This window comes from Cellulomonas sp. H30R-01 (genome assembly GCF_010119915.1).
Classification (GTDB): domain Bacteria; phylum Actinomycetota; class Actinomycetes; order Actinomycetales; family Cellulomonadaceae; genus Cellulomonas; species Cellulomonas algicola.
In genome coordinates this window covers 973,220-997,932 of the sequence record NZ_CP048210.1, presented here as the reverse complement: position 1 = coordinate 997,932, position 24,713 = coordinate 973,220, and the positions used below count along the sequence as shown (strand labels likewise).

The following is a 24,713-nucleotide window of genomic DNA, read 5'->3' as shown; positions in this document are numbered from 1 at the left end:
GCTCACGCCCCCATCATCGCACCGTCGTACGCCCGGACCGGGCCCGAGCGACCGACGCCACACAACCCGCACGGAACCTGCGCCGCGCGCCGCGGTCCGCGGGGTAGGCGCAGGTCAGATGGTGATGGGGTTCACGATGTCGGCGTAGACCAGCAGCAGGCCGACGGCGCCGAGCAGGATGAACACGGTGTACGCGAGCGGGACGAGCTTCGCCGCGTCGAACGGCCCGGGCCGCGGCTGACCGCGCAGGCGCGCGACCTGCCGGCGCGCACCCTCCCAGAGCGCCGCCGCGACGTGACCGCCGTCGAGCGGGGGCAGCGGGATGAGGTTGAAGACGAACAGGGCGACGTTGAGCATCGCGAGCATCTGGAGCCAGCCGGCGATCTTCACGGAGAACGGCAGGTCGGCGGCGCCGATCTCACCGCCGAACCGGGCGATGCCCACGACGCCGACGATGCTGTTCTGGTCGCGCTCCTCGTGCGCGAACGTCGACCGTGCCAGGTCCGCGACCTTCGTCGGCAGCGTCGCGACGACCCCGATGGTCTGCCACGTGGCCGACGCGACCGACTCGGGCGCCTCGCTCCACGGCTGCCGCTCGATGGCCTGGGCCGCTGTCACTCCGAGGAACCCGGCCGGGACCGTCTTCATCTCGCCGTCCGCGTCGAGCACCGGGCCGCCGTCCTCGCCGATGACGGGACGCTCGGCCACGACGGGCGTCACCGACAGCGTCACCTGCGCGCCGTCGCGCTCGACGACGACCGGCACGCTCTCGCCCCCGGTCGCCCGGATGAGGTCGGTGAGCTGCTCCCAGGACTCCACGGTGGTGCCGTCGTACGACACCACGGTGTCCCCCGGCCGCAGCCCGGCCGCGGCGCCCGGCGCCGGCTCGTCGCCGTCCGTGCAGGCGCGGTCGGCGGGCGCGTCGGCGGGGATGACGCACTGCGAGACCGACTCGAGCGTCGTGCTCTGCCCGGAGGGGATCCCGATCCCGACGAGCACCACGACCATGAGGACCACCGCGATCAGCAGGTTCATCACGGGGCCGCCGAGCATGACGACGAGCTTCTTCGGCGTCGAGAGCCGGTAGAACGCCCGGTGGTCCTCGCCGGGACGGATCTCCTCGGCGCTCGCCTGCCGGGCGTCCCGCGCGAGTCGTCCGACCCAGGTGCGGGCCGGCGGGTTGCCGACGGCCTCGTCGGGCGGGTACATGCCCACGAGCCGTACGAAGCCGCCCAGCGGGATCGCCTTGAGGCCGTACTCCGTCTCGCCCTTGGTGCGCGACCACAGCGTCGGGCCGAACCCGACCATGTAGTGGCTGACGCGGACGCCGAACCGCTTGGCGGGCACCATGTGCCCGACCTCGTGCAACGCGATCGACAGCAGCAGGACGACCACGACGATCAGCACGCCGACCAGGAACTCCATGCGGTCCCGACACCTCCACGCGAGACGTCCGCACGCGCGCGGACGGGCCGGGTCGCTCCCCGGGCCGGCGACCATCATCCCGCGTCCGGCTGGGAGTCCGCTGACACCGGTCCACGGACCGGTCCGCAGACCACCCGACCGGCGCACGCGCGCGTCGCCGACCGCGTCGTGTCGGCTGTCGGCAACCCGCGCGCGCCACTACCGTCCCGGCATGGCGACCGCTCGCACGCACCCGCTGTGGCTCGACCAGATCCTCGACGACGACCCCGCCGCGCTGCGCCCGCTGGAACCGCTCGACGGTGACGACCAGGCCGACGTCGTCGTCGTCGGCGCGGGGCTCGCCGGGCTGTGGACCGCGTACTACCTCCTCGAGGCCGACCCCTCGCTCGACGTGCTCGTCGTGGAGGCCGACGTCACCGGTGCCGGCGCGACGGGCCACGGGTCGGGATGGTGCTCCGCCGACCTGGACGTGCCGGGCGACGCGCTGGTCCGTCTGCACGGGCTCGCGGGCGCACGGGCGCTGCGGGCGGCGCTGCGCGACGCCGTCGTCGAGGTCGGCGGCGCCGCGGCCGCCGAGCAGGTCGACTGCGGGTTCGCGTACGGCGGGTCCGTCCGCCTCGCGCGCACCCCTGCGGAGGTCGAGCGCATCGCGACGCACGTGCAGGTCGCAGCCGACCTCGAGGACGACGTGCACCTGCTCGCACCCGCCGAGGTCGCCGAGCACGTGCGTGCGACCGGCGTGCTCGCGGGTGCCTACAGCGCTGACTGCGCGCGCGTGCAGCCGGCAGCCCTCGCGCTCGGGCTGCGCGACGTCGTGCTGTCGCGCGGTGGCCGGGTCGTCGAGCGGACCCGCGCGGTGCGCGTCTCGCCACGGGCCGTCGCGACCGACCGGGGCATCGTCCGGACCCGGTGGACCGTCGTCGCGACCGGTGCGGGCGCGTCGCTCACGCCGGGCCCGGGCCGGTCGGTCGTCGCCCGCCACGGGGTCGCGGTCGCGACCGCGCCGCTCACGAGCGCGCAGTGGGACACGGTCGGCCTGGCACGGTCGCAGACGTTCGTCGACGCCGACGCGCGCGTGCGGGGCGAGCGCACCGCCGACGGTCGGCTCGTCCTCGTCGACGTGCGCGGGCTCGCCACCGCGTCGCGGGCCGGCGTCGACCGCGCCGCGACCGCGCTGCACGCCACGCTCGGCGAGCTGTTCCCCGACCTCGCCGGGACGCCGTTGACCCACGCCTGGTCGGCGACCGTGGGCGTGGCACGCGACGCGCACCCGTCGCTCGGGCTCGACGACGACGGCATCGGCTGGGTGCGCGGGCTGGGCTTCGACGGCGTGGCCGCGGCGAACCTCGCCGGGCGCACGCTCGCCGACCTCGTCACCGGCGCGGGCGGACCCCATGTCCGGCTGCCCTGGGTCGGGCACCGCTCCCCCGCGTGGCCGCCGGCGCCCGTGCGGCTGCTCGGCAACGCGGTCGCGCGGGTCAGCGCTGCGCGAGCACCTCGTGCGCGCGTGCCCGCGCCCACCGCTCCGCGCTGAGGACCGCGTCGAGCGACAGGGCGTCGGGTGCGGTGCCGTCGTGCTCGGCGAGCACGCGCTCGACCGTCGAGACGATGTCGAGGAAGCCGATCCGGCCCGCGAGGAACGCGTCGACGCACTCCTCGTTCGCCGCGTTGTAGACCGCCGGGTGCGTCGCCGACGCGGCGACCGCCTCGCGGGCCAGCCGCACGGCGCCGAACACCTCCTCGTCGAGCGGCTCGAACGTCCACGCCGTCGCCGCCGTCCAGTCGCACGGCGGTGCGACGAGCGGCACCCGGTCCGGCCACGACAGGCCGAGCGCGATCGGCAGGCGCATGTCCGGCGGCGACGCCTGGGCGATCGTCGAGCCGTCGACGAACTCGACCATCGAGTGCACGACCGACTGCGGGTGCACGACGACGGTGATGTCGTCGACCGGCACGCCGAACAGCAGGTGCGCCTCGATGAGCTCCAGGCCCTTGTTCATGAGCGTCGCGGAGTTGACCGTCACGACCGGGCCCATCGACCACGTCGGGTGTGCGAGCGCCTGCGTCGCCGTGACCGCCTTGACGTCGTCGAGCGACCACCCGCGGAACGGCCCGCCCGATGCCGTCAGCACGATCCGGCGCACCTCGTCGCGCGCACCGCCGCGCAGCGCCTGCGCGATCGCCGAGTGCTCGGAGTCGACCGGCACGATCTGGTCGGGTCGCACGCGCGCCGCGTGCACGAGCGCGCCGCCCACGACGAGCGACTCCTTGTTGGCGAGGGCGAGCGTGCTGCCCGCCCGCAGCGCCGCGAGCGTCGGCCCGAGACCCACGGACCCTGTGATCCCGTTGAGCACGACGTCCGCCCCGCGACCCGCGAGGTCCGTCGACGCGTCCGGGCCGGCGACGACCTCGACACCCGTGCCGTCGAGCGCGGCGCGCAACGGCTCGCCCGCGGCGGGGTCGGCCACGGCGACCGTCTCCACGCGCAGGTCACGCGCCTGCTGGGCGACCGCCGCGACGTCCCGCCCGCCCGCGCTCAGGCCGACGACGCGGAACCGGTCGGGGTTGCGGCGGACCACGTCGATCGCCTGGGTGCCGATGGACCCCGTCGAGCCGAGGATGACGACGCTGCGCTCACTCACCCGCCCATCCTCCCGGACGCGCGGACCGCGCGGTGACGTCCCCGCCCCTCCGGTGACGGCGCAGCGCGACGTCACCCGTCGCGCACGTCACTCCACGCCGAGCAGCACCTCGACCGCACGCGCGAGGAACGCGTCCACCGACTGCTCGGCGTACGCGTTGCGGCCCCGCCGGCTACGGAAGGTCGCCGCCCGGACCTCGGCCGCCGACAGCGGCGTGCCCTTGTCGAAGTACGCGACCAGGCGGTGGCACAGCGCGTCGACGTCCGCGGGCTCGTAGCCCTGCTGCCGCCCCTCGGGCGGGGCGAACCGGTCGCCGTCCGGGCGCGACAGGCGTCCGTACAGCGTGCGCGCCTGCTCGCTGAGCTTCGCCATCCACGCGTCCTGGCCGTTGCGCTGCACGAACTCCGCGCGCTGCCGGGCGACGAACGCCTGCTCCAGGCGGTCGAGGGCCGCGTCGACCGCCGCGGTCACGTAGCCGCCGCGGACCATGTCGAACGCGACACCGCGCACGTCCTTGCTCGACAGCCCCGACGACGGGCCCGCCTCGTACACCTGGCGCGCGTGCGTGAAGAAGTCGTCGACCTCGTCCGGGTCGTATCCCTGCTTCAGGCCGGAGACGGTCCGGAACATGCCGTCGCTCACTCAGTCCTCCTCCGCGGCGAGCTGTCCGCACGCCCCGTCGATCTCGCTGCCGCGCGTGTCCCGGATGGTGGTCGGGATCCCGTGCGCCCGCAAGCGTGCCACGAACTCGCGCTCCACCTCGGGATCGCTCGCCGTCCACCGCGAGTTCGGCACCGGGTTGAGCGGGATCGGGTTGCAGTGCACCCACCCCTTGCCGCGCGCCGCGAGCTTCTCGCCGAGCAGGTCCGCGCGCCAGGCGTGGTCGTTCACGTCCCGGATCAGGGCGTACTCGATCGACACGCGGCGCCCGGTCTTCTCGAAGTAGCGGTGCGCAGAGTCGATCGCCTCGTCGACGCTCCAGCGCGTGTTGACCGGCACGAGCTCGCTGCGCAGCTCGTCGTCGGGGGCGTGCAGCGACAGCGCGAGCGTCACGGGGATGCCCTCGTTCGCCAGCCGGTCCATCGCGGGCACCATGCCGACGGTCGAGACCGTGACGTTGCGCGCCGACATCCCGAGGCCGTCGGGCGTGGGCGCGACGAGGCGCCGCACGGTCTCCATGACGGCCTTGTAGTTGGCGAGCGGCTCGCCCATGCCCATGAACACGACGTTCGTGAGGCGCGTCGGTCCGCCGGGCACCTCGCCGTCGGCCAGCGACCGCGCCGCAGCCCGCACCTGCTCGACGATCTCCGCCGTCGACAGGTTGCGCGTGAGGCCCAGCTGACCCGTCGCGCAGAACGCGCACGCGAGCCCGCAGCCCGCCTGGCTCGAGATGCACAGCGTGGTGCGGTTCGCGTACCGCATGAGCACCGACTCGACCTTGGCGCCGTCGAACAGGTGCCACAGCGTCTTGACGGTCGTGCCCTGGTCCGCGGTCAGCGTGCGGTGCGCCGTGAGCAGCGTGGGGAACAGGCCCTCGACGAGCTTGTCGCGCGTCGCCTTCGGCAGGTCCGTCATCTGCGCCGGGTCGTTCGTCAGGTGCGTGAAGTAGTGCGTGGCGAGCTGCTTGGCGCGGAAGGGCTTCTCGCCGAGCTCGGCCACGGCCTCGACCCGCTGCTCGGGCGTGAGGTCGACGAAGTGCTTCGGCGGCTTGCCCCGCGGTCCGCGGGTCGGCGAGGACAGGTCGAGGCGCACGGGTGTACCGGTCATGCGGGGCACCCCCTTCTGGGTGTCGGTGGGACGTGGGTCGTGCGGTGGCGCGCGGGCACGTGGCGCGCGGGCGTCAGCCCGCGGGCTGCAGCACCGCGAGGATGACGTAGGCGGCGGGCGCGGTGAGGAGCAACGAGTCGAGCCGGTCGAGAATGCCGCCGTGGCCCGGGACGAGCCGGCCCATGTCCTTGAGCTCGAGGTCGCGCTTGAGCATCGACTCGGCCAGGTCCCCCAGCGTCGCCGTCACGACCGTCGCGAGGCCCATGACGACGCCGACGAGCGGTTCGCCGCCGAACGCGGCCTGCACCCCGACGACGCCGACGACGCTCGCGAGGACGACCGAGCCGAGCAGGCCCTCCCACGTCTTGTTCGGGCTGACCGACGGGGCGAGCGGGTGCCGCCCCAGCAGCACCCCCACCGCGTAGCCGCCCGTGTCGCTCGCGACCACGAGCAGGATGAACAGCATCACGCGCCAGGGCCCGTCGGGCTCCGCGAGCAGCAGCATCGCGAAGCCCGCGAGGAACGGCAGGTACGCGGCCGCGAACGCCCCGGCGCTCGCGTCGCGAAGCGCCGCCTCACCGCTGCCGTCGAGGACGCGCCAGACGACGACGCCACCGACGGTCAGCATGAACGCGACGAACAGCGCCTCCGGCCCGGCGAGGTACGCCGACACGAGCGTGCCGACCGCGCCCACGAGCAGCGGGAGCAGCGGCAGGTGGATGTTGCGACGCGCGAACGCCTGCGCCAGCTCCCACAGCGCCGCGCAGATCGCCACGATCGCGACGACGCCGAAGATCTCCTTGCGGATGAACAGCGACGCGACGACGCCGACGAGCAGGGTCACGCCGACGACGACCGCGACCGGGAGGTCGCGGCCCGGCCGGAGGGTCTTCGGCGCGGCGATGGTGCTCTGCTCCGTCATCAGACCTCGAGGAGCTCGCTCTCCTTGGAGGCGAGCAGGTGGTCGATGGTCTCGACGTGCTTCTTGGTGAGCGCCTCGAGCTCCTTCTCCGCCCGCACGACCTCGTCCTCGCCCGCCTCGCCGTCCTTGACGATGCGGTCGAGCTCCTCCTTGGCCTTGCGGCGCACCGAGCGCACCGAGACACGGGCGTCTTCCGCCTTCGACTTCGCGAGCTTGACGAAGTCGCGGCGACGCTCCTCGGTGAGGGCGGGCAGCACGACGCGGATGACGTTGCCGTCGTTCGTCGGGTTCACGCCCAGGTCGGAGTCGCGCAGCGCCTTCTCGATCGCCGTCGTCGACGACTTGTCGAACGGCGAGACCAGGATCGTGCGCGCCTCGGTCACGTTGAACGACGCGAGCTGCTGCAGGGGCGTCGGGCTGCCGTAGTAGTCGACGAACACCTTCGAGAACATCGCCGCGTTGGCCCGACCGGTGCGGATCGTCGCGAAGTCGTCCTTGGCGACCTCGACCGCCTTGTCCATCTTCTCCTCGGCCTCGAGGAGGGTCTCGTCGATCACCGCTGCTCCTTCGTGCTGCTGTCGTCTGGGGGTCGGGCGGGCGGGCTCCGTGCGTCAGCCCGCCGTGACCAGCGTGCCGATCTTCTCACCCTGCAGGGCCCGGGTGACGTTGCCCCGCTCCTCGAGCCCGAAGACGCGCATCACCACGTCGTTGTCGCGGCACAGGCTCAGCGCCGTGGCGTCCATGACGCCCAGGTCGCCCACGAGCGCGTCGGTGTAGGTGAGGTGGTCGAGCTTGACGGCCGACGGGTCCTTGCGGGGGTCCGCCGTGTACACGCCGTCGACGCCGTTCTTGCCCATGAGCACCTCCTGGCAGTGCGTCTCCAGGGCGCGCTGCACGCTCACGGTGTCGGTCGAGAAGTACGGCATCCCGGCGCCCGCGCCGAAGATCACGACGCGGCCCTTCTCCAGGTGGCGGATCGCCCGCAGCGGGATGTACGGCTCGGCGACCTGACCCATCGCGATCGCCGTCTGCACACGCGTGCTGACGCCGGCCTGCTCCAGGAAGTCCTGCAGCGCCAGGCAGTTCATCACCGTGCCGAGCATGCCCATGTAGTCCGCGCGGGCCCGGTCGATGCCGCGCTGCGACAGCTCCGCGCCGCGGAAGAAGTTGCCGCCCCCGACGACGATCGCGACCTGCACACCGGAGCGCACCGCGACCGCGATCTCCGCGGCGACCCGCTGCACGACGTCTGCCGCGAGTCCGACGTCACCGCCGCCGAACGTCTCTCCGGACAGCTTGAGCAGGACGCGCCGGGCGGGCGCGGGCTCCCCGGTCGTGCTCGGGTCCTGGGTCACTGCGGCCTCCATCGACGGTCGGGGTGGGTGCGGGTCGTCCGGGTGTCGGGCAGGCGCGGCGACCGCGGGCCGTCTCGGCGGCTGGTCGTGGGGCGCCCCGTGCGACGGTGGCCCCGACCCTCCCGGGCCGGGGCCACCGTCGATCACATGGCGTCAGGCTCCCACGCGGTAGCGCACGAAGCCGGTGAGCGTGCCGCCGGCCTCGGTGAGGACCTGGCCGACCGACTTCTTCGGGTCCTTCGCGAACGCCTGGTCGAGCAGCACGTTCTCCTTGAAGAAGCCGTTGAGGCGACCCTCGACGATCTTCGGCAGCGCGGCCTCGGGCTTGCCCTCGGTGCGGGCCGTCTCCTCGGCGATGCGACGCTCGTTCTCGACCGTCTCCGCCGGGACCTCGTCGCGCGTCAGGTACGACGGCGAGAAGGCGGCGATGTGGGTCGCGACGTCACGGGCGACCGAGGCACCGGCCGCGTCCGTGGCGACGAGGACGCCGACCTGCGGGGGCAGGTCCTTGTTGACCTTGTGCAGGTAGACCTCGACGTGCTCGCCGGCCACGCGGGCCAGACGGCGCACGACGACGCGCTCGCCCAGGGTCGCGGCCGTCTCGTCGACGATCGACTGCACGCTCGTGCCGTCGACCTCGGTCGCGAGCAGCGCGTCCGCGTCGCGGGCGGCCGAGTCGACCGCCGCCGCGAGGACGCGGTCGGCCAGCGCGACGAAGTTCGGGCTCTTCGCGACGAAGTCGGTCTCCGAGTTGACCTCGACGAGCACGCCCGTCTGGCCCTCCCCGTCGGCCGTCGGGCCGACGTGCGCCGCGACGAGACCGTCGGAGGCCGAGCGGCCCTCGCGCTTGCCGACGCCCTTGAGGCCCTTCACGCGGATGATCTCGAGCGCCTTGTCCGAGTCGCCCTCGGCCTCCTCGAGCGCCTTCTTGACGTCGAGCATGCCCGCGCCGGTCTTCTCGCGCAGCGCCTTGATGTCAGCGAGCGAGTAGTTCGCCATCAGTGTTCCGTTCTGGTCGAAGGGGTGTGCAGGAGGACGCGCGTCAGTGGGACGCGGCGTCGCCCTCGGCCGGGGCGGCCTCGTCGCCGGCGGCGGCCGGGCTGGCCTCGTCGCCCTCGGCGGGAGCGGCCGCAGCGGCCTCGACGGTCTCCGCAGCCTCGGCGACCGCAGCGGCCTCCTCGGCCGGGGCGTCCGTCGTCACGACGTCGGCAGCCGTCGGCGCGTCGGCCTGCACGGCGGCCGGCGCAGCGGCGGACGAGCCGGACTGCAGGTCGGCCTCGGCGCCGGCGAGGAGCTCGCGCTCCCACTCGGCGAGCGGCTCGGCGTCGGCCTCGGCACCCTCCGCGGCGGCGGTGCGGCCCGAGTGGCGCTTGAGCAGACCGTCGGCGGCGGCGTCCGCGATCACGCGGGTGAGCAGCTGGACGGCGCGGATCGCGTCGTCGTTGCCCGGGATCGGGTAGTCGACGACGTCCGGGTCGCAGTTCGTGTCGAGGATCGCGACGACCGGGATGCCCAGCTTGCGCGCCTCGTCGACCGCGAGGTGCTCCTTGTTCGTGTCGACGATCCACACGGCCGAGGGGACCTTGGCCATGTCACGGATGCCGCCGAGGGTCTTGCTGAGCTTGTCCTTCTCGCGACGCAGGACGAGCAGCTCCTTCTTCGTCAGGCCCGAGGCCGCGACGTCGTCGAAGTCGATCTGCTCGAGCTCCTTGAGGCGCTGCAGGCGCTTGTGGACCGTCGTGAAGTTGGTGAGCATGCCACCGAGCCAGCGCTGGTTGACGTACGGCATGCCGACGCGCGCGGCCTGCTCGGCGACGGGCTCCTGCGCCTGCTTCTTGGTGCCGACGAAGAGGATCGAGCCACCGTGGGCGACGGTCTGGCTGACGAAGTCGTACGCGCGGTCGATGTAGGACAGCGACTGCTGCAGGTCGACGATGTAGATGCCGTTGCGCTCGGTGAAGATGAAGCGCTTCATCTTGGGGTTCCAGCGGCGGGTCTGGTGCCCGAAGTGGACACCGCTCTCGAGCAGCTGGCGCATGGTCACGACGGCCATGGCACGTCCTTCCGGCGCGCACCGGCCGGTGCGCGCGTCTGGGCGGGGCCGCCTCGGCGGACCCGCGTCTCGGTTGTCGGCTCCGACACCAGGTCGGGGCCCCTGGCACCACGTCAGGGGCTGCGCCGCGGACCCCCGACGAGCGGGACGTCCAGCGGACCGGTGCAGCGCCCGACCCCGGTCGAGGTCCGCGGGGCGGACGACGAGGCGGGTCGGTGGTGCGCGATGTCGACCGGCACGGACCGGTCGCAGGGGAAGTCTAGCCGACGTCGGGCGGTGCCCCGTCCGGCGCCCCTCCGACCCGTCCACAGCCCGGAGCCGGGCCGCACCCTTCCCCTGTCGCCACGGGAGCCCGGGCGTGGCGGTCCCGCTCCACGCCACGCTCGGCACGTGACCAGCATCCCGTTCCCCCGTCGACGCGTCCCACGGCGGCCGACGCACCGCGGCACGTCGTCCGGGCGTCGGGCGCGGCCGCGCGCGCATGTGGTCTCGACCGCGGTCGCGCTCGGCGCCGTCACCACGCTGCTGTCCGCATCGGCGCCCCCTGCTCCGGAGTCCGGACACCGCCTCTCTGCGGCCACGGACACGAGCGCACGTGCAGCCGGTGGCGATGTCGCCCGGCACGCCCTGGACAGGCGCGCCGCTGTCCGGACCGCACGAACGGTCGGCGGCGCAGGCGACCGCGCGAGCCACGACGCGGGCCGGACTTCCGGCCCCGGCGCGCCGGACGTCCGACGACCCGCGGCCCGCTACGTCTGGCCGCTCGCGCCGCCCGTCGCCGTCACCGCCCCGTTCGAGGCCCCGCCCGCACCCTGGGCAGCCGGGCACCGAGGCGTCGACCTGCGGGCCACGCCGGGCACGGCCGTCCGCGCACCGGCTCCGGGCGTCGTGACGTTCGTCGGCGTCGTCGCGGGCCGCGGCGTCGTCTCGGTGGCGCACGGCGACGGCCTGCGCTCCTCGGTGGAGCCGGTCAGCTCCGTGGTGGAGGTGGGGGCTCGCGTCGCAGCAGGCGACACCGTCGGCACGGTGAGCCCGGACGGCGGTCACTGCGCGGCGACCGCGTGCCTGCACTGGGGTGTGCGACGGGGGGACGTCTACCTCGACCCGGTCGCCCTCGTCGACGGCGGGCCGATCGTCCTCCTCCCGATGCCCTGACCCCCGCTGCACGTCCGCCCTCCGGGTCGGTCGCCGGCACGCGCGGGGCACGTCCGCCCGCCGACGCCCGTAGCCGCAGGGCGCGCCCGCCTGCCCGGTCGACGCCGAGACGCCCAGGGCGCGTCGGCCTGCCCGGCCGACGCCGGGGTGCACGGGGCGCGTCCGCCTGGCTGGTCCACGCCGAGACGCACAGGGCGCGTCCGCTGGTGAGGCGGACGCGCCCTAGGACGAGGCGGTCTCGGGCGCGTCCGCTGGTGAGGTGGACGCGCCCCGGGACGAGGCGGTCTCGGCCTCGCGACGGGTGATGCGGGTCGTCAGGCCTGCTCGGCCTCGACCAGGCGCGTGCGCAGGCGCAGCATGGCCGCGGTGTGCATCTGCGAGATGCGCGACTCGGTCACGCCGAGGACGCGACCGATCTCGGCGAGCGTCATGCCCTCGTAGTAGTAGAGGACGACGACCATGCGCTCACGGTCGGTCAGCTGCTCGATCGCGCGCGCCAGGAGGTACTTGGTCTCCGCCGCGTCGAGCGAGCCCGCCGGGTCCTCGGTGCGCTCGTCGCCGAGGGTGTCGACGAGGCTGACGCCCGCCTGACGGTCCTCGCCGCCGCCGAGCAGCTCGTCGAGCGCCGCGATGTTCACGGTCGACAGCTGCGAGAACGTCTGGCGCAGCTCCGACACCGCGATCTCGAGGTGCGCCGCGACCTCCGACTCCGTGGGCGCCCGGTGCAGCTTCGCCTCGAGCTCCGCGTACGCGCGGTCGACGGAACGGGCCTTCGTGCGCACCGAGCGCGGGACCCAGTCCATCGCCCGGAGCTCGTCGATGATCGCGCCACGGATGCGCGAGGACGCGTACGACTCGAACTTCACCGCGCGGCCGGTCTCGTACTTCTCGATCGCGTCGATGAGCCCGAACATGCCGTACGACACGAGGTCGGCCTGCTCGACCGTGCTGGGCAGGCGCATCCCGACGCGGCCGGCGACCGCCGACACGAGCGGGGCGTAGTGCAGGATCAGCTGCTCGCGCGCCGCCCGGCTGCCGGTCGACTTGTAGTCGTCCCACGCCTCGGCGATGAGCGGCTCGACGACCGGGGCCGACGCGACGTCGACGTCCTCGACGGGTGCCGGCGCGGCCGTGCGGGGGCTCGGGATCACGCCGATCGGCGCGGTGCCGACGAACCGCAGGCGGGACGGCGCTGCGTCCAGTGCACTCGTCATCGAGGTACTCCGTTCGTGCGTGCGCGGCCGGGCGCGCATGAGGGGGCCGAGCACACCGGCTGGACCAAGGAGGGGGTGGTCGCGCGCAGCGTGGCCGCCGTGCGCACGGCGCCGAGGACGCCCCGGTTCCCGACGGCCACGTCCGGACGGACACGACCCGAGAAAAGTCCGGAGACATTCATCGGAAATGCCGAGAACGAGGCGTCGGCGCGAGGGCCGCGGTGCCCCCGGGGAGCCGTCGTCTCGTTCATGGCCCCTACGGTGACGGGAAACACACGCGCCGAACAAGCCGCAACTTCACTCCTCCGGCGCAGTCGGGGGCGATTGTGGACGCATTGTCTGAATCGATGTCCGATTCGACCGTCCGTGGTGACGAAATTCACCCGGCAGGTCCTGTGGAGATCCGGCGCGGCGGGAACTCCAGCGGCCCGTCGCCCGTCTAGTTGCCTCGCGCATCTGTCACCCGCTCCCGCTGTGCACGTGTCACCCCGCCGCAGTCGCACGTGTCGCCGCGTACCCCAGTCGCATCACCGCGTGCCCCAGCCGCACGTGTCACCGCGTGCCCGGGCCATACGTGTCGCCGCGGGCCCCAGCCGCACGCGTCGCCGGGTTCCGCCACGCCCGCGTCATGGGGCCCGGTCGCGCACATGTCTCCCGCGCGACGAGCGTCCCGCCGTCGCTCACCTGCCCGGCGCTCCTCCCGGCCGCGGCCGCCCACGGATCCGCGCACCGCCGGTCAGGGCCGTGCGCGACGCCATCCCGCACCCTCCCGGCGGACGAGACCGTCGAGCTCCAGCAACCCGAGGGCAGCGTGCGCCTCCGCGAGGCTGACCCCGGCGGCGACCGCGAGCGCGCCGGGCTCGAGCGCGCGGCGCGCCGGTGCGGCCTCCAGGACGCGGCGGACGTGCTCGGGCAAGCCGTCCCCGGGACGGGTCGGGACGTCGGGCGGGTCGGGTGCAGGGCCGTCCAGGCCGGCGAGCTCGAGCACCTCCGCAGTGTCCGTCACGCACACCGCGACGCCGGACCGCAGGAGCCGGTGGCACCCGGCGGACGCGACGGACGTCACGGGACCGGGCACCGCACCGACGGGCCGGAGCAGGGTCGACGCGTGGTACGCCGTGCTGATCGCGCCGGACCGCCACGCCGCCTCGACGACGACGGTGGCCGTCGCGAGCCCTGCGATGAGCCGGTTGCGCTGCAGGAAGCGGACGCGGGTCGGCACCGAGCCCACCGGGACCTCGGAGACGACCGCTCCACCGTCCGCGACGACCGCCTCGAGCAGTCGCGCGTGACCCCGCGGGTAGGCCCGGTCGACCCCACCGGCGAGCACGACGACCGTGCGGCCGGACCGGGCGAGCGCGCCGCGGTGCGCGGCGGCGTCGATCCCGAAGGCGCCACCGGACACGACCGTGACGGCACGTTCGGCCAGGCCTGCCGCGAGGTCGTACGCGACGTGCTCCCCGTAGGTGGTCGCCGCACGTGCGCCCACGACGGCGACGCCGCGCGCGCCGGTCCGCGCGAGGTCCGCGGCGCCACGCACCCAGAGCCCGAACGGAGCCGTCGGCCCGAGCGCGTCGAGCGCAGGCGGCCACCCGTCGTCCCCCGGCACGAGGAACGTCCCACCCAGCGCGTCGAGCGCACCGAGGAGCGGCGCGACGTCCACCGTCGACGCTCGGGGCGCCCATCGAGCGAGCGCTCGGGCAAGGCGAGCGCGACTCGGGCTCTCCTCCTCCGGACGGCCGCTGGTGCGCGCGTCGCGGTCGCCGCCGTCCCGGTCCTCGGCTCGCCCGCTCGACGCTGCTGCGTCACGACCGTCACCCGGCTCCAGCACCAGCCCTGCGGCGCGTGCACCGTCCGGGCTCGTCCGCACGGCGCGCGCGACTCGTTCCCAGGCCTCGACCGGGCCGAACGTGGACACGATCGCGCCGGCGACCGCGTCGCCGGGCTCCACGAGTGCGCTCCATGTCGCCCTGGCTCGGCGCTCCTGCTCCGGGACGCTCATGCGCCGTGCCCCCGTGTCCGAAGCAGCAGGGCGCGACCGACGTCGGCCCGCCCCGGCGCGTCCCGGCCGTCCAGGTCGGCGAGGGTCCACGCGACCCTGACCACGCGGTCGACGCCTCGGAGGCTCAGCGTGCCGCGCTCGAGGGCACGGTCGAGGTCGGCGACGACGGCCCGGTCGGCGCCGAGGCGTTCGCGGAGCCAGGACCCCGGCACGTCGGCGTTCGTCCGCCACGGGGTGCCGGCCAGACGCTCCGCCTGGGCCGCCCGCGCGTCGGCCACGCGTCGGGCGACGACGGCGGTCGCGTCGCCCACGGCTCCTCCGGGCCGGGTCGGGGGCAGCTCCACCTGGAGGTCGACGCGGTCGAGCAGCGGCCCGGAGAGCCGGGCGAAGTACCGGCGCCGCTGCTCGCTGCGGCACGTGCAGTCGAGGCCCTTGCCGACCGCGCGCCCGCAGGGGCACGGGTTGGCGGCGAGCACGAGCTGGAAGCGTGCCGGGTAGCGCGCGGCGCCGGCGGCGCGGTGCAGGACGAGCTCGCCGTGCTCGAGGGGCTGCCGCAGGGTCTGCAGGACCGCGGTCGTGAACTCGGGCGCCTCGTCGAGGAACAGCACTCCGCGGTGGGCGCGCGACGCCGCGCCGGGTCGGGGGACGCCGGACCCGCCGCCGACCACGCTCGCGGGCGTCGCCGTGTGGTGCGGGTCCTCGAACGGCGGCCGGGTCAGCAGGCCCGCGCCGGGGTCGAACGTGCCCGCGATCGAGTGCACCGACGTCACCTCGACCGCGGCGCCCTCGTCGAGGTCGGGCAGCAGGCCCGGGAGGCGCGACGCGAGCATCGTCTTGCCCGTCCCGGGCGGACCGACCATCAGCAGGTGGTGGCCGCCGGCCGCGGCGACCTCCAGGGCGTGCCGTGCGTCCTCCTGACCCAGGACGTCCGCGAGGTCGAGGTCCCGAGCGGTGCGCGCGGTCCCGGCCAGGAGCCCCTCGACGGGCGGCAGGTCGGGCACCGGGACGTCGGCGCCGTACCCGGCCGCGACCTCGGCGAGCGTGGCCGCCCCGACGACCAGCGCACCGGGCACGAGCCGTGCCTCGGCGACGTTGCCTGCCGGGACGACGACCCGCGCGTGGCCGGCGGCGACCGACGCGGCCACGGCAGGCAGCACGCCACGCACGGGCCGCAGCCGCCCGTCGAGCCCCAGCTCGCCCACGTGGACGACGCCGTGCACGCGGTCGGCGTCGACGAGCCCGGCACCGGCGAGCGTCGCGACCGCGATGGCGAGGTCGAACGCCGACCCGGACTTCGGGAGCGTCGCCGGGGAGAGGTTCACGGTGATCCGGCGGTTCGGCCACGCGAGCCCGCTGGAGGTCACCGCAGCGCGGACCCGGTCGCGCGCCTCCGCGAGCGACGCGTCGGGGAGACCGACGAGGGTGAACGCCGGGAGCGACGGCGCGAGGTGCGCCTCGACGTCGACGACGTGGGCGGCCAGGCCGACGAGGGCGACGGCCAGGGTGCGTCCGAGGGTCACTCAGACCACCCCCACGAGGTGCTCGACGTGCGCGGCCCCGCGGGCGGGGACGAGCACGCACACGACGTCGACGCGGACGGAGGCCGGGCGGACGTCGTGCGCGGCGAGCCACCGCGCGGCGAGCCGCCGGACCCGTGCGAGCTTGCGCGCCGTCACCGCCTCGGCGGGCGACCCGTAGGCGGTCGACCGTCGTGTCTTGACCTCGATCACCACGAGCTCCGTGCCGTCGAGCGCCACGAGGTCGAGCTCGCCGTCCGAGCACCGCCAGTTGCGTTCGAGCACCTGCCAGCCGCGCTCGCGCACGTGCGCCGCCGCCACGTCCTCGCCGTACCGTCCCACCGCGTCCTTCGCCCGCACCGGACCACCTCCGGAGGCAGCCTCGCCGCGGCCGGGAAGGGCGGGTGGGCCCGCACGGGCGCACGGTGGACGCGCGCCGCACGAGGCGGGCTGTGGACGGCTCGCGACCGCGTCGGCGACGCGCCGTCGTCCTGGGGCCCCACCGGGAAGGGGAGGTGCGCCGCCCGCGGACGGACCCGTCGTGCGTCAGCGTATGACGACGGCTCCGCGCCGCCCTCGACGCAGGAAGGAATCCCGCGGTGCGTCAGCGCGGCGAAAGGGTCCCGCGGTGCGACAGCGCGGTCCCGCGGCGCGTCAACGCGGGAAGGGTGCCCCGCGGTGCGTCAGCGCGGGAAGGCGGTTCCGCCGCCGAGGTCGAGCTCGGTCTTCGCGAGCTCCTCGACGTTGACGTCCTTGAACGTCACGACGCGCACGGACTTCACGAAGCGTGCCGACCGGTAGACGTCCCACACCCACGCGTCGGCGAGGCTCAGCTCGAAGTAGACCTCGCCCGCGGCGGACCGCACCTGGAGGTCGACGTGGTTGGCCAGGTAGAACCGCCGCTCGGTCTCGACCACGTACGAGAAGAGCCCCACGACGTCCCGGTACTCGCGGTAGAGCGCGAGCTCCATGTCGGTCTCGTAGTTCTCCAGGTCCTCGGCGCTCACGCGTCCATCATCCCCCATGCCCACGGGCCGCACGCCACCGCGACCCGCCGCGGGCCCCGGTCGTCCCGGTCAGTCCGGATCGACCAGGGACGCGTGGACGGCCTCCGGCAGGCCGAACGCGTCGAGCGGCACGAGCGGCTCGAGGCCCGCGACCTCGGCGCCCAGGACGCCCTCCGCGGCGGTCGGCAGCCGCCACGATCGGCGGTGCAGGACGCACGGCCCGAGCGTGCGGAGCGCGTCCAGGTGGTCCGGCGACGAGTAGCCCTTGTTCTCGTCCCAGCGGTAGTCCGGGTGCTGTGCGGCGAGCTCGACCATCATCGCGTCGCGCTCGCACTTCGCGAGCACGGACGCCGCCGCCACCGTCGCGCACGAGCGGTCGGCCTTGACGCGCGTCAGCACGCGCGGGGGCGGCGGGACCTCGGCCTCGACGGCCGCGAACAGGTCCTGCTGGGTCGGGCCGGACAACCAGTCGTGCGAGCCGTCCAGCAGGACGACGTCGACGGGTCCGATCTGCGTGCGCACGTCGGCGAGCGCACGCGTCCCGGCGAGCCGCAGCGCGGCGATGATCCCGACCGCGTCGATCTCGGCTGCGCTCGCGTGCCCGACGGCCCGCGCGAGCCCCCAGCGCCGCAGCGCGGGCAGCAGCGCCGTGCGCGCGAGCGGCGTGAGCAGCTTGGAGTCGGCCACCCCGCGGGGCGCCGACCGCGTCGAGGCGTCGACGACGACCACACCGACGCTCACGGGTCCCGCGAGCGAGCCGCGGCCGACCTCGTCCATGCCCGCGACGAGCCGGGCGCCCTCCCGCAGCAGCACGCGCTCGTGCCGCAGGTGCGGCCCGCTGCGCGGCTTCACGCCCCTCGCGGCACGAGGCGCGGCGGTGGCGAGGTCGGCGGTCACGACGGGTCCGGGACGTCCTCGAACGTCGCCGACGGGTTGCGCAGCAGCCCGGCGCGGTCGAGCGGCCACACGGTCACGAACGCGACACCCACGACGTTCTTGATCGGCACGGCGCCCCCGCCCGGCTTCGCCATGTTGAACCGCGAGTCGAGCGAGCGCTGCCGGTTGTCACCCATGACCCACAGGGACTCCGGTGCGACCGTGACGTCGAACGGCACGTCGCTCGGGATCGCGCCGGGCGCGACGTACGGCTCGTCGATCGCGACGCCGTTCACCGTCAGCGGCCCGCCCGCGACGCACGCCTCGTCGCACACGACGTGGTCGCCCGGAAGCCCGATCACGCGCTTGACCAGGTGCTCGCCCGCGTCCTGGGGGTACAGGCCGATGAACGTGAGGACGTCCCGCACGACCTTGTTGACGCCCGTGGGCGCGACCTCCTCGGCGCCGTTGAGCCAGCCGCCCGGGTCCTTGAACACGACGATGTCGCCGCGCCGCAGGTCGAACGGGCCCGGGGTCAGCTTGCTGACGAGGATCCGGTCGTCCTCGATGAGCGTGTCGTGCATCGAGGGGCTCGGGATGAAGAACGCCTGGATGAGGAACGTCTTGACCACGAGCGACAGCGCGAGGGCGCTGACGAGGATGATGACGGTCTCGCGGAGCATCGACAGCGCGCCGTTGCGCTGGCGCTTCGCGACGTGCCGGTTCCGGCGCGAGCGCCGGTCGTCAGGGGCGTCGTCGCCCTGCGCGTGGTCGTCGGTGGGCGGGGGCACGAGACCCTCCCGCGGCCAGGGGGTGCGCCGGGGCTGCTCGTGGACTCCCTCGGCGGGACGGTCGATCACCCGCACACTCTCGCACGCCGCAGGGCCGTTCGTGTACCTGACCACGACACGGTCACGGGGCTCCTGTGACCCGGCTGTGAGGGCTCGGTGCAGGCGCCCGCGACGGGTGCGGGGACGCGGGGCCGAGCGCGGGTGGAGACCGTCCGGAGAGCGCGCGAAGACGCCGACGGGCGGCCACCCCGGAGGGTGACCGCCCGTCGTGGAGCGTCGAGCGGGCTCAGCCCTTCGACGGCACGCTCTCGCGCTTCTCCTTGATCTTGGCCTTCTTGCCGCGCAGGCCACGCAGGTAGTACAGCTTCGCGCGACGGACGTCACCGCGGGTGACGACCTCGATCGACTCGAGCGACGGGGAGTGCACCGGGAACGTGCGCTCGACGCCGACCTGGAAGCTGATCTTGCGGACCGTGAACGTCTCACGGACGCCGGCGCCCTGGCGGGCGATGACGACACCCTGGAACGCCTGGACGCGCGAGCGGTTGCCCTCGACGACCTTGACGTTGACCTTGACGGTGTCACCGGGCCGGAAGTCCGGGACGTCGTTGCGCAGCGAGGCTGCGTCGAGCTGGTCGAGCGTGTGCATGTGTGCCGCTTCCCCGCCCTGCCACAGGTCAGGAACGTTCTCGTGGGCGCCCCGGCCGCGAGGGGCGGGCGCCTGCGATGGTCTGGTTCCGGTGCGTCCGGGGCCGAGCGATCGGCGGTTCCCGGCTGGCCGTGGGCCGTCTCCCCTGTGGCAGAGACGCGACCTGCGCGCACCAGCGCACAAGTCTGCCACAGGGGCACCCGACCGCGGTAATCGCGTCAGGAGTCGGCGGGCGCCGGACCGTCGGGCGCGCCGGACCCCGTCACCTGCGGCTCCGCGGCGCCCGGCGGCCACCCTGCCGCGTCCAGCGTCGCGCGGTCGTGCGCGTCGAGCTGGTCCGGGGCGAGCACGTCGAGCAGGTCCGGACGCCGTGCCGCCGTGCGGACGAGCGCCTGGTCGCGCCGCCAGCGCGCGATGCGGCCGTGGTGACCGGACAGCAGCACCTCCGGCACGTCGAGGTCGGCCCAGGTCGGCGGCTTCGTGTAGACGGGGTACTCGAGCAGCCCTGCGGCGCCGTGCGACTCCTCGACGAGCGACTCCGGGTTCCCGACGACGCCCGGGAGCAGCCGGGCGACGGCCTCGACGAGCACGAGCGCCGCCACCTCACCGCCGTTGAGCACGTAGTCGCCCAGCGAGAACTCGCTGACCGTCACGCCGGGGCGGGTCGCGTAGTGCTCGGCCACGCGCGCGTCGATGCCCTCGTAGCGCCCGCACGCGACGACGAGGTGCGACTCGGTCGCGAGGCGCTCGGCGGTCCGCTGGGTGAACCGTGCGCCCGACGGCGTCGGCAGGAGCAGGTGCGAGCCGTCGTCGAGCAGGTCGTCGAGCGCCCTCCCCCACACGTCGGGTCGCATCACCATGCCGGCGCCACCGCCGAACGGCGTGTCGTCGACGGTGCGGTGCCGGTCCGACGTCCAGTCGCGCAGGTCGTGCACGCGCAGGTCGAGGAGCCCGGCGGTGCGCGCCTTGCCGACGAGCGAGAGGTCCAGCGGCGCCAGGTAGTCCGGGAAGATCGTGACGACGTCGACGCGCACGTCAGGCCTCGTCGTCGGCGCCGTCGCGTGCGCCTGCGGCACCGTCGCCCCGCGTCTCGTCGGACACGACGAGGTTCGCCGCGTCCGACGCGAGCAGCCCGCCCGGCGGGTCGAGCACGACGCGACCCCCGGCGACGTCGACCACCGGCACGATCGCCCGGACGAACGGCACGAGCGTGCGCGCGCCGTCGGTCTCCCGGACCACCAGGACGTCGTGCGCCGGCGCGTGCTCGAGCCCGACGACCTCGCCGACGACCCGGCCGTCGACGTGCTCCGCCCGCAGGCCCGCGAGCTCGTGCGGGTACCAGGCGTCCTCGTCGTCGTCGGAGTCGTCCGCGTCGACGACGAGCGTCACCCCGGTCAGCCCTTCCGCGGCGGTGCGGTCGGACGCCTCGGCGAACGTCACGTACCAGCGGCCCTGCTGCACGCGCGTCCGCACGACGGTGAGCGGGCCGGCCGACGCGGGCTCGGTGGTGAGCACCGCTCCCGCGGCGAGCCGGTCCTCCGGCGCGTCGGTGCGCAGGTCGAGCGCGACCTCGCCGCGCAGGCCGTGCGCACGTCCGATCCGCGCGACGGTCAGCAGCATGGGAGTTCCTCCGAGGGGTACGGCGTGGATCGGGCGCCCTGTGCCGGGCGGGCGACGACGGGCAGGCACGGCACAGGCCCGGTCCCCAGGTTAGGGGACCGGGCCTGTCGAGCCGTCAGGCAGCCACCGCGGTGGCGTGCCCGGGGGCGGGTCAGCGGCGGTCGACGTCCACGACGTCGACGCGCACCGCACCGTCCGGGGACAGCGCCCCGACGACGGTGCGCAGCGCGCGGGCGGTACGTCCGCCGCGACCGATGACGCGTCCGAGGTCGTCCGGGTGGACCCGGACCTCGAGGAGCTCGCCGCGCCGCAGGGACGAGGCGCTCACGCGCACGTCGTCCGGGTGGTCGACGATCCCGCGCACCAGGTGCTCGAGCGCGTCGGCGAGCATCAGGCCTGCTCGTCCTCGGTGGCGGGCGCCTCGTCGGCCGGGGCCTCGGCAACGGCGGCCTTCTTCTCCGACGCCGTCGCCTTGACCTTCTCGGCGTCAGCGGCGGCGGCCTCGATCGCGGCCTTCGGGTCGGCCTTGTCGCCCTTGGTCCGCAGGGTGCCCTCGGCGCCCGGGAGGCCCTTGAACTTCTGCCAGTCGCCGGTGACCTTGAGGAGCGCGAGGACCTGCTCGGTCGGCTGCGCGCCGACGCCGAGCCAGTACTGCGCGCGGTCCGAGGTGATCTCGATGAACGAGGGCTCCTCGGTCGGGTGGTACTTGCCGATCTCCTCGATGACGCGGCCGTCGCGCTTGGTGCGCGAGTCCGCGACGACGATGCGGTAGTACGGCGCCCGGATCTTGCCGAGACGCTTGAGACGGATCTTCGTGGCCACGGTGTGGTCTTCTCCTGGATCTGCTGGGGTGGCCTCGAGGCGCTGCCCGTGGGGTGGGCGCACCGTCCGGCCGAGGACACGACGGACGCAGGTAGAGGGGCTGCAGCCATCGGGTACAGCCGACCATTGTGCCAGACGACGAGCCGTGCTCCCAAGCCGGTCCGTCGGGTGCGACGACGGGTCAGCGCACCCGCTGCCCGCGCAGGACGACGGCGGCCGGGTCGGCGAGCACGCGCACGTCGTCCCGCGGGTCGGAGGTGTAGACGACCAGGTCGGCCGACGCGCCCTCGCTCAGCCCGTCGGCGCCCAGCCAGGCACGGGTCCGCCAGCTCGCAGCCGCGACCACGTCCCGGTCGGGGATGCCGGCGCGCGCCATCTCCGTCGCCTCCTCGGCGATCCGGCCGTGCCCGATCGTCCCGCCCGCGTCGGTGCCGACGAGCACCCGCACGCCCGCGTCGTGCAGGTCGCGGACGTGGTCGTACCGCCGCTCCCCCATGGCCCGCATGCGGACCGCGAAGACGGGGTAGCGCTCGGCGCCCTGGGCGGCGATCGCCGGGAACTGCGCGACCTGCAGGAGCGTCGCGGTGACGGGGATGCCGGCGGCGGCGATGCGCTCGACGTGCTCGGGGGACGCGCCGGTCGCGTGCTCGAGGCAGTCGACGCCCGCGTCGAGCAGGTCGTCGAGCGACTCGGTCGCGAACGTGTGGGCGGTGACGCGCGCACCGGCGTCGTGCGCGGCGGCGACCGCCTCGGCCAGCACGTCGCGCGGCCACAGCGGTCGCAGGTCGCCGTCGGCGCCGAGGTCGCGGTCGATCCAGTCGGCGACGAGCTTGACCCAGCCGTCGCCGCGCGCGGCCTCCTCGCGGACCGCGGCAGGCAGCTCCTCCACGGTCGCGAGCTCGCGGCCGTAGTGGCGCAGGTACCGCTTGGGGCGGGCGAGGTGCCGGCCGGCGCGGATCAGGCGCGGCAGGTCGTCGCGCGCGTGCACCCAGCCGGTGTCCGCGGGCGAGCCCGCGTCGCGGACCAGCAGGACACCCGCGTCGCGGTCGGCCAGCGCCTGCTTCTCCGCGGTGCCGTCGTCCACGGGCCCGTCGGACGCGAGCCCGATGTGGCAGTGCACGTCGACGAGGCCGGGCAGCACCCAGCCGTCGAGGGTCGCCGTCGGCGCCACCGCGGGACGGGAGAACGTCACGCGTCCGCCGACGACCCACGCCTCCCCGACCTCGCGGTCGTCGTCGAGCACGACGGTCCCGCGCAGGTGCAGCACCTCGCCGGCCGTCATGGCGTCAGCGACCGAGGAAGCGGTCCAGCCCGGCGGGGAGCTGCAGGTCCGCCGGGTCGACGTCCGGCTGCGCGGGCGGCTGACCGAGCCCGAACGCCGAGCCGGACGCCGCCGGCGTCGCTGGGCCGCGCTCGAGCGCCGCCCGCTCCTGCGCGGCACGCTTCGCGGGGTTCCCCGACTTGCCCTTGACCTTGCGCGCGGGCGCCGCGGTCTTGCCCCGCGACTTCTTGCCACCCATGCCCGGCAGGTTGCCCATCCCGGGCATGCCCGGCATGCCGCCGCCCTTGGCCATCTGGCGCATCATCTTCTGCGCACCGTCGAACCGCTCGACGAGCTGGTTGATGTCGGTCGGCGTGGTGCCCGAGCCGCGCGCGATGCGGGCACGGCGCGAGCCGTTGATGATCTTGGGGTTCTGCCGCTCGGCGGGCGTCATCGAGCGGATGATCGCCTCGATGCGGTCGACCTCGCGCTCGTCGAAGCTGTCGAGCGCCTCACGCATCTGGCCCATGCCCGGGAGCATCCCGAACATGTTCTTGAGCGGACCCATCTTGCGCAGCTGCTGCATCTGCACGAGGAAGTCCTCGAGCGTGAAGTCCTCGCCGCTGACGAGCTTGCCCGCCATCTTCTCGGCCTGCTCGGCGTCGAACGCCTTCTCGGCCTGCTCGATGAGCGTGAGCACGTCGCCCATGTCGAGGATGCGCGACGCCATGCGGTCGGGGTGGAAGACCTCGAAGTCCGTGAGCTTCTCGCCCGTGGACGCGAACAGGATCGGGCGGCCCGTGACCGACGCGACGGACAGCGCGGCACCACCGCGCGCGTCGCCGTCGAGCTTCGACAGCACGACGCCCGTGAAGCCGACGCCGTCCGCGAAGGCCTGCGCGGTCGCGACCGCGTCCTGGCCGATCATCGCGTCGATGACGAAGAGGATCTCGTCGGGCTCGACCGCGTCGCGGATGTCGGAGGCCTGCTGCATGAGCTCGGCGTCGACGCCGAGGCGGCCCGCGGTGTCGACGATCAGCACGTCGTGCTGCCGGTTGCGCGCGGTCTCGAGCCCCTGCCGGGCGACGGACACCGGGTCCGCACCGGCGGGCAGGTAGTCGTCGGCGCCCTGGTTGCCCGGGTGCGGCGCGTACACCGGCACGCCGGCCCGCTCCCCCACGACCTGCAGCTGCGTGACCGCGTTGGGGCGCTGGAGGTCCGCCGCGACGAGCAGCGGGGTGTGGCCCTGGCTCTTCAGGTGGAGTGCGAGCTTGCCCGCGAGGGTCGTCTTGCCCGCACCCTGCAGACCCGCGAGCAGGATGACGGTCGGCGGACGCTTGGCGTACGCGAGCGGCCGGTTCTGGCCGCCGAGGATCGACACGAGCTCGTCGTTGACGATCTTGACGACCTGCTGCGCCGGGTTGAGCGCCTGCGACACCTCCGCCGACAGCGCGCGCTCGCGCACGGCGCCGGTGAACGACCGCACGACCGGCACGGCGACGTCCGCGTCGAGCAGCGCCCGGCGGATCTCGCGCACGGTCGCGTCGATGTCCGCCTCGGACAGACGGCCCTTGGTGCGCAGGTTCTTGAAGGTCGACGTCAGTCGGTCGGACAGGGTGGCGAACACCGGGCGGT

At 74.5% G+C, this 24,713-nt stretch carries 25 protein-coding genes; 2 read left to right on the top strand and 23 right to left on the bottom strand.

The features are described 5' to 3' along the window. Positions 1–114 precede the first annotated feature (114 nt). Positions 115–1,425, bottom strand: a complete 1,311-nt coding sequence (locus GXP71_RS04400; protein ID WP_162351662.1) for an RIP metalloprotease — start codon at positions 1,423–1,425, stop codon at positions 115–117. Positions 1,426–1,636: 211 nt separating this feature from the next. Here GXP71_RS04400 and GXP71_RS04395 point away from each other — a divergent pair, with 211 nt between their 5' ends. Then, positions 1,637–2,959 carry an FAD-binding oxidoreductase gene (locus GXP71_RS04395; RefSeq protein ID WP_162351661.1) on the top strand — a complete coding sequence of 441 codons (1,323 nt, stop codon included), beginning with the start codon at positions 1,637–1,639 and terminating at the stop codon, positions 2,957–2,959. Here the strand turns inward: GXP71_RS04395 and dxr are convergent. The 8 genes from dxr to rpsB all read right to left on the bottom strand — a co-directional run bounded on the left by dxr (position 2,904) and on the right by rpsB (position 10,164). Next, positions 2,904–4,067 carry a 1-deoxy-D-xylulose-5-phosphate reductoisomerase gene (gene dxr / locus GXP71_RS04390; RefSeq protein ID WP_162351660.1) on the bottom strand — a complete coding sequence of 388 codons (1,164 nt, stop codon included), beginning with the start codon at positions 4,065–4,067 and terminating at the stop codon, positions 2,904–2,906. The genes GXP71_RS04395 and dxr overlap by 56 nt on opposite strands. Before the next feature lie 87 nt (positions 4,068–4,154). After that, positions 4,155–4,709: a DivIVA domain-containing protein gene (locus GXP71_RS04385; RefSeq protein ID WP_162351659.1), complete on the bottom strand. Its 555-nt coding sequence runs from the start codon at positions 4,707–4,709 to the stop codon at positions 4,155–4,157. Next, on the bottom strand, positions 4,710–5,834 hold the full coding sequence (rlmN, locus tag GXP71_RS04380; RefSeq protein ID WP_124343698.1) for a 23S rRNA (adenine(2503)-C(2))-methyltransferase RlmN: 1,125 nt from the start codon (positions 5,832–5,834) through the stop codon (positions 4,710–4,712). A gap of 73 nt (positions 5,835–5,907) precedes the next feature. Further along, positions 5,908–6,756: a phosphatidate cytidylyltransferase gene (locus GXP71_RS04375; protein WP_162351658.1), complete on the bottom strand. Its 849-nt coding sequence runs from the start codon at positions 6,754–6,756 to the stop codon at positions 5,908–5,910. Next, positions 6,756–7,313, bottom strand: coding sequence for a ribosome recycling factor (frr, locus tag GXP71_RS04370; protein WP_124343700.1), 558 nt, complete (start codon positions 7,311–7,313; stop codon positions 6,756–6,758). The genes GXP71_RS04375 and frr overlap by 1 nt, the downstream gene beginning before the upstream one ends. Positions 7,314–7,367: 54 nt before the next feature. After that, positions 7,368–8,123 carry a UMP kinase gene (gene pyrH, locus GXP71_RS04365; RefSeq protein WP_162351657.1) on the bottom strand — a complete coding sequence of 252 codons (756 nt, stop codon included), beginning with the start codon at positions 8,121–8,123 and terminating at the stop codon, positions 7,368–7,370. A 141-nt stretch (positions 8,124–8,264) separates the two neighbouring features. After that, positions 8,265–9,110: a translation elongation factor Ts gene (gene tsf / locus GXP71_RS04360; RefSeq protein ID WP_162351656.1), complete on the bottom strand. Its 846-nt coding sequence runs from the start codon at positions 9,108–9,110 to the stop codon at positions 8,265–8,267. Positions 9,111–9,153: 43 nt separating this feature from the next. Further along, positions 9,154–10,164 carry a 30S ribosomal protein S2 gene (gene rpsB / locus GXP71_RS04355; RefSeq protein ID WP_162351655.1) on the bottom strand — a complete coding sequence of 337 codons (1,011 nt, stop codon included), beginning with the start codon at positions 10,162–10,164 and terminating at the stop codon, positions 9,154–9,156. A 225-nt stretch (positions 10,165–10,389) separates the two neighbouring features. Here rpsB and GXP71_RS04350 point away from each other — a divergent pair, with 225 nt between their 5' ends. Continuing rightward, on the top strand, positions 10,390–11,319 hold the full coding sequence (locus tag GXP71_RS04350; protein WP_162351654.1) for a M23 family metallopeptidase: 930 nt from the start codon (positions 10,390–10,392) through the stop codon (positions 11,317–11,319). 314 nt (positions 11,320–11,633) lie between these two features. Here GXP71_RS04350 and whiG read toward each other — a convergent pair whose 3' ends face one another. The 14 genes from whiG to ffh all read right to left on the bottom strand — a co-directional run bounded on the left by whiG (position 11,634) and on the right by ffh (position 24,705). Then, positions 11,634–12,533 carry an RNA polymerase sigma factor WhiG gene (gene whiG / locus GXP71_RS04345; protein ID WP_162351653.1) on the bottom strand — a complete coding sequence of 300 codons (900 nt, stop codon included), beginning with the start codon at positions 12,531–12,533 and terminating at the stop codon, positions 11,634–11,636. Positions 12,534–13,269: 736 nt separating this feature from the next. Further along, on the bottom strand, positions 13,270–14,196 hold the full coding sequence (dprA, locus tag GXP71_RS04340) for a DNA-processing protein DprA (protein ID WP_238402612.1): 927 nt from the start codon (positions 14,194–14,196) through the stop codon (positions 13,270–13,272). A gap of 335 nt (positions 14,197–14,531) precedes the next feature. Then, positions 14,532–16,055, bottom strand: coding sequence for a YifB family Mg chelatase-like AAA ATPase (locus GXP71_RS04335; RefSeq protein ID WP_162351651.1), 1,524 nt, complete (start codon positions 16,053–16,055; stop codon positions 14,532–14,534). Then, the gene (locus GXP71_RS04330) at positions 16,056–16,412 is read right to left on the bottom strand and encodes a YraN family protein (RefSeq protein ID WP_162351650.1); all 357 of its coding nucleotides are present in this window, start codon (positions 16,410–16,412) and stop codon (positions 16,056–16,058) included. It lies immediately after the preceding gene. A gap of 323 nt (positions 16,413–16,735) precedes the next feature. Continuing rightward, positions 16,736–17,059 carry a DUF2469 domain-containing protein gene (locus tag GXP71_RS04325; protein WP_124343921.1) on the bottom strand — a complete coding sequence of 108 codons (324 nt, stop codon included), beginning with the start codon at positions 17,057–17,059 and terminating at the stop codon, positions 16,736–16,738. Positions 17,060–17,128: 69 nt separating this feature from the next. Continuing rightward, positions 17,129–17,956 (bottom strand): ribonuclease HII, encoded by an 828-nt coding sequence (locus GXP71_RS04320; RefSeq protein WP_162351649.1) that lies wholly within the window; start codon positions 17,954–17,956, stop codon positions 17,129–17,131. Further along, the gene (lepB, locus tag GXP71_RS04315; protein ID WP_238402611.1) at positions 17,953–18,795 is read right to left on the bottom strand and encodes a signal peptidase I; all 843 of its coding nucleotides are present in this window, start codon (positions 18,793–18,795) and stop codon (positions 17,953–17,955) included. The genes GXP71_RS04320 and lepB overlap by 4 nt, the downstream gene beginning before the upstream one ends. Positions 18,796–19,012: 217 nt before the next feature. Beyond that, positions 19,013–19,375: a 50S ribosomal protein L19 gene (gene rplS / locus GXP71_RS04310; protein ID WP_124343923.1), complete on the bottom strand. Its 363-nt coding sequence runs from the start codon at positions 19,373–19,375 to the stop codon at positions 19,013–19,015. Between the two features lie 218 nt (positions 19,376–19,593). Next, a complete protein-coding gene (trmD, locus tag GXP71_RS04305; protein WP_162351648.1) occupies positions 19,594–20,409 on the bottom strand; it encodes a tRNA (guanosine(37)-N1)-methyltransferase TrmD in 816 nt (271 codons plus the stop codon). A 1-nt stretch (position 20,410) separates the two neighbouring features. Next, positions 20,411–20,995, bottom strand: a complete 585-nt coding sequence (gene rimM, locus GXP71_RS04300; protein WP_162351647.1) for a ribosome maturation factor RimM — start codon at positions 20,993–20,995, stop codon at positions 20,411–20,413. Positions 20,996–21,146: 151 nt separating this feature from the next. Further along, entirely contained in the window at positions 21,147–21,386 is a 240-nt protein-coding gene (locus GXP71_RS04295) for an RNA-binding protein (RefSeq protein WP_124343926.1), read from the bottom strand. Continuing rightward, positions 21,386–21,817 (bottom strand): 30S ribosomal protein S16, encoded by a 432-nt coding sequence (gene rpsP / locus GXP71_RS04290; protein ID WP_162351646.1) that lies wholly within the window; start codon positions 21,815–21,817, stop codon positions 21,386–21,388. The genes GXP71_RS04295 and rpsP overlap by 1 nt, the downstream gene beginning before the upstream one ends. A 181-nt stretch (positions 21,818–21,998) precedes the next feature. Further along, a complete protein-coding gene (locus tag GXP71_RS04285) occupies positions 21,999–23,099 on the bottom strand; it encodes an amidohydrolase family protein (protein ID WP_162351645.1) in 1,101 nt (366 codons plus the stop codon). 4 nt (positions 23,100–23,103) lie between these two features. Continuing rightward, a complete protein-coding gene (gene ffh, locus GXP71_RS04280) occupies positions 23,104–24,705 on the bottom strand; it encodes a signal recognition particle protein (protein WP_162351644.1) in 1,602 nt (533 codons plus the stop codon). Between the last annotated feature and the right edge of the window lie 8 nt (positions 24,706–24,713).

What these genes read in the sequence shown, in the direction of transcription:
- GXP71_RS04400 (WP_162351662.1), bottom strand. Translation starts at nt 1,425, where the DNA reads ATGGAGTTCCTGGTCGGCGTGCTGATCGTCGTGGTCGTCCTGCTGCTG.
- GXP71_RS04395 (WP_162351661.1), top strand. Translation starts at nt 1,637, where the DNA reads ATGGCGACCGCTCGCACGCACCCGCTGTGGCTCGACCAGATCCTCGAC.
- rlmN (WP_124343698.1), bottom strand. Translation starts at nt 5,834, where the DNA reads ATGACCGGTACACCCGTGCGCCTCGACCTGTCCTCGCCGACCCGCGGA.
- GXP71_RS04375 (WP_162351658.1), bottom strand. Translation starts at nt 6,756, where the DNA reads ATGACGGAGCAGAGCACCATCGCCGCGCCGAAGACCCTCCGGCCGGGC.
- pyrH (WP_162351657.1), bottom strand. Translation starts at nt 8,123, where the DNA reads ATGGAGGCCGCAGTGACCCAGGACCCGAGCACGACCGGGGAGCCCGCG.
- tsf (WP_162351656.1), bottom strand. Translation starts at nt 9,110, where the DNA reads ATGGCGAACTACTCGCTCGCTGACATCAAGGCGCTGCGCGAGAAGACC.
- rpsB (WP_162351655.1), bottom strand. Translation starts at nt 10,164, where the DNA reads ATGGCCGTCGTGACCATGCGCCAGCTGCTCGAGAGCGGTGTCCACTTC.
- GXP71_RS04350 (WP_162351654.1), top strand. Translation starts at nt 10,390, where the DNA reads ATGTCGACCGGCACGGACCGGTCGCAGGGGAAGTCTAGCCGACGTCGG.
- whiG (WP_162351653.1), bottom strand. Translation starts at nt 12,533, where the DNA reads ATGACGAGTGCACTGGACGCAGCGCCGTCCCGCCTGCGGTTCGTCGGC.
- rplS (WP_124343923.1), bottom strand. Translation starts at nt 19,375, where the DNA reads ATGCACACGCTCGACCAGCTCGACGCAGCCTCGCTGCGCAACGACGTC.
- rimM (WP_162351647.1), bottom strand. Translation starts at nt 20,995, where the DNA reads ATGCTGCTGACCGTCGCGCGGATCGGACGTGCGCACGGCCTGCGCGGC.
- GXP71_RS04295 (WP_124343926.1), bottom strand. Translation starts at nt 21,386, where the DNA reads ATGCTCGCCGACGCGCTCGAGCACCTGGTGCGCGGGATCGTCGACCAC.
- GXP71_RS04285 (WP_162351645.1), bottom strand. Translation starts at nt 23,099, where the DNA reads ATGACGGCCGGCGAGGTGCTGCACCTGCGCGGGACCGTCGTGCTCGAC.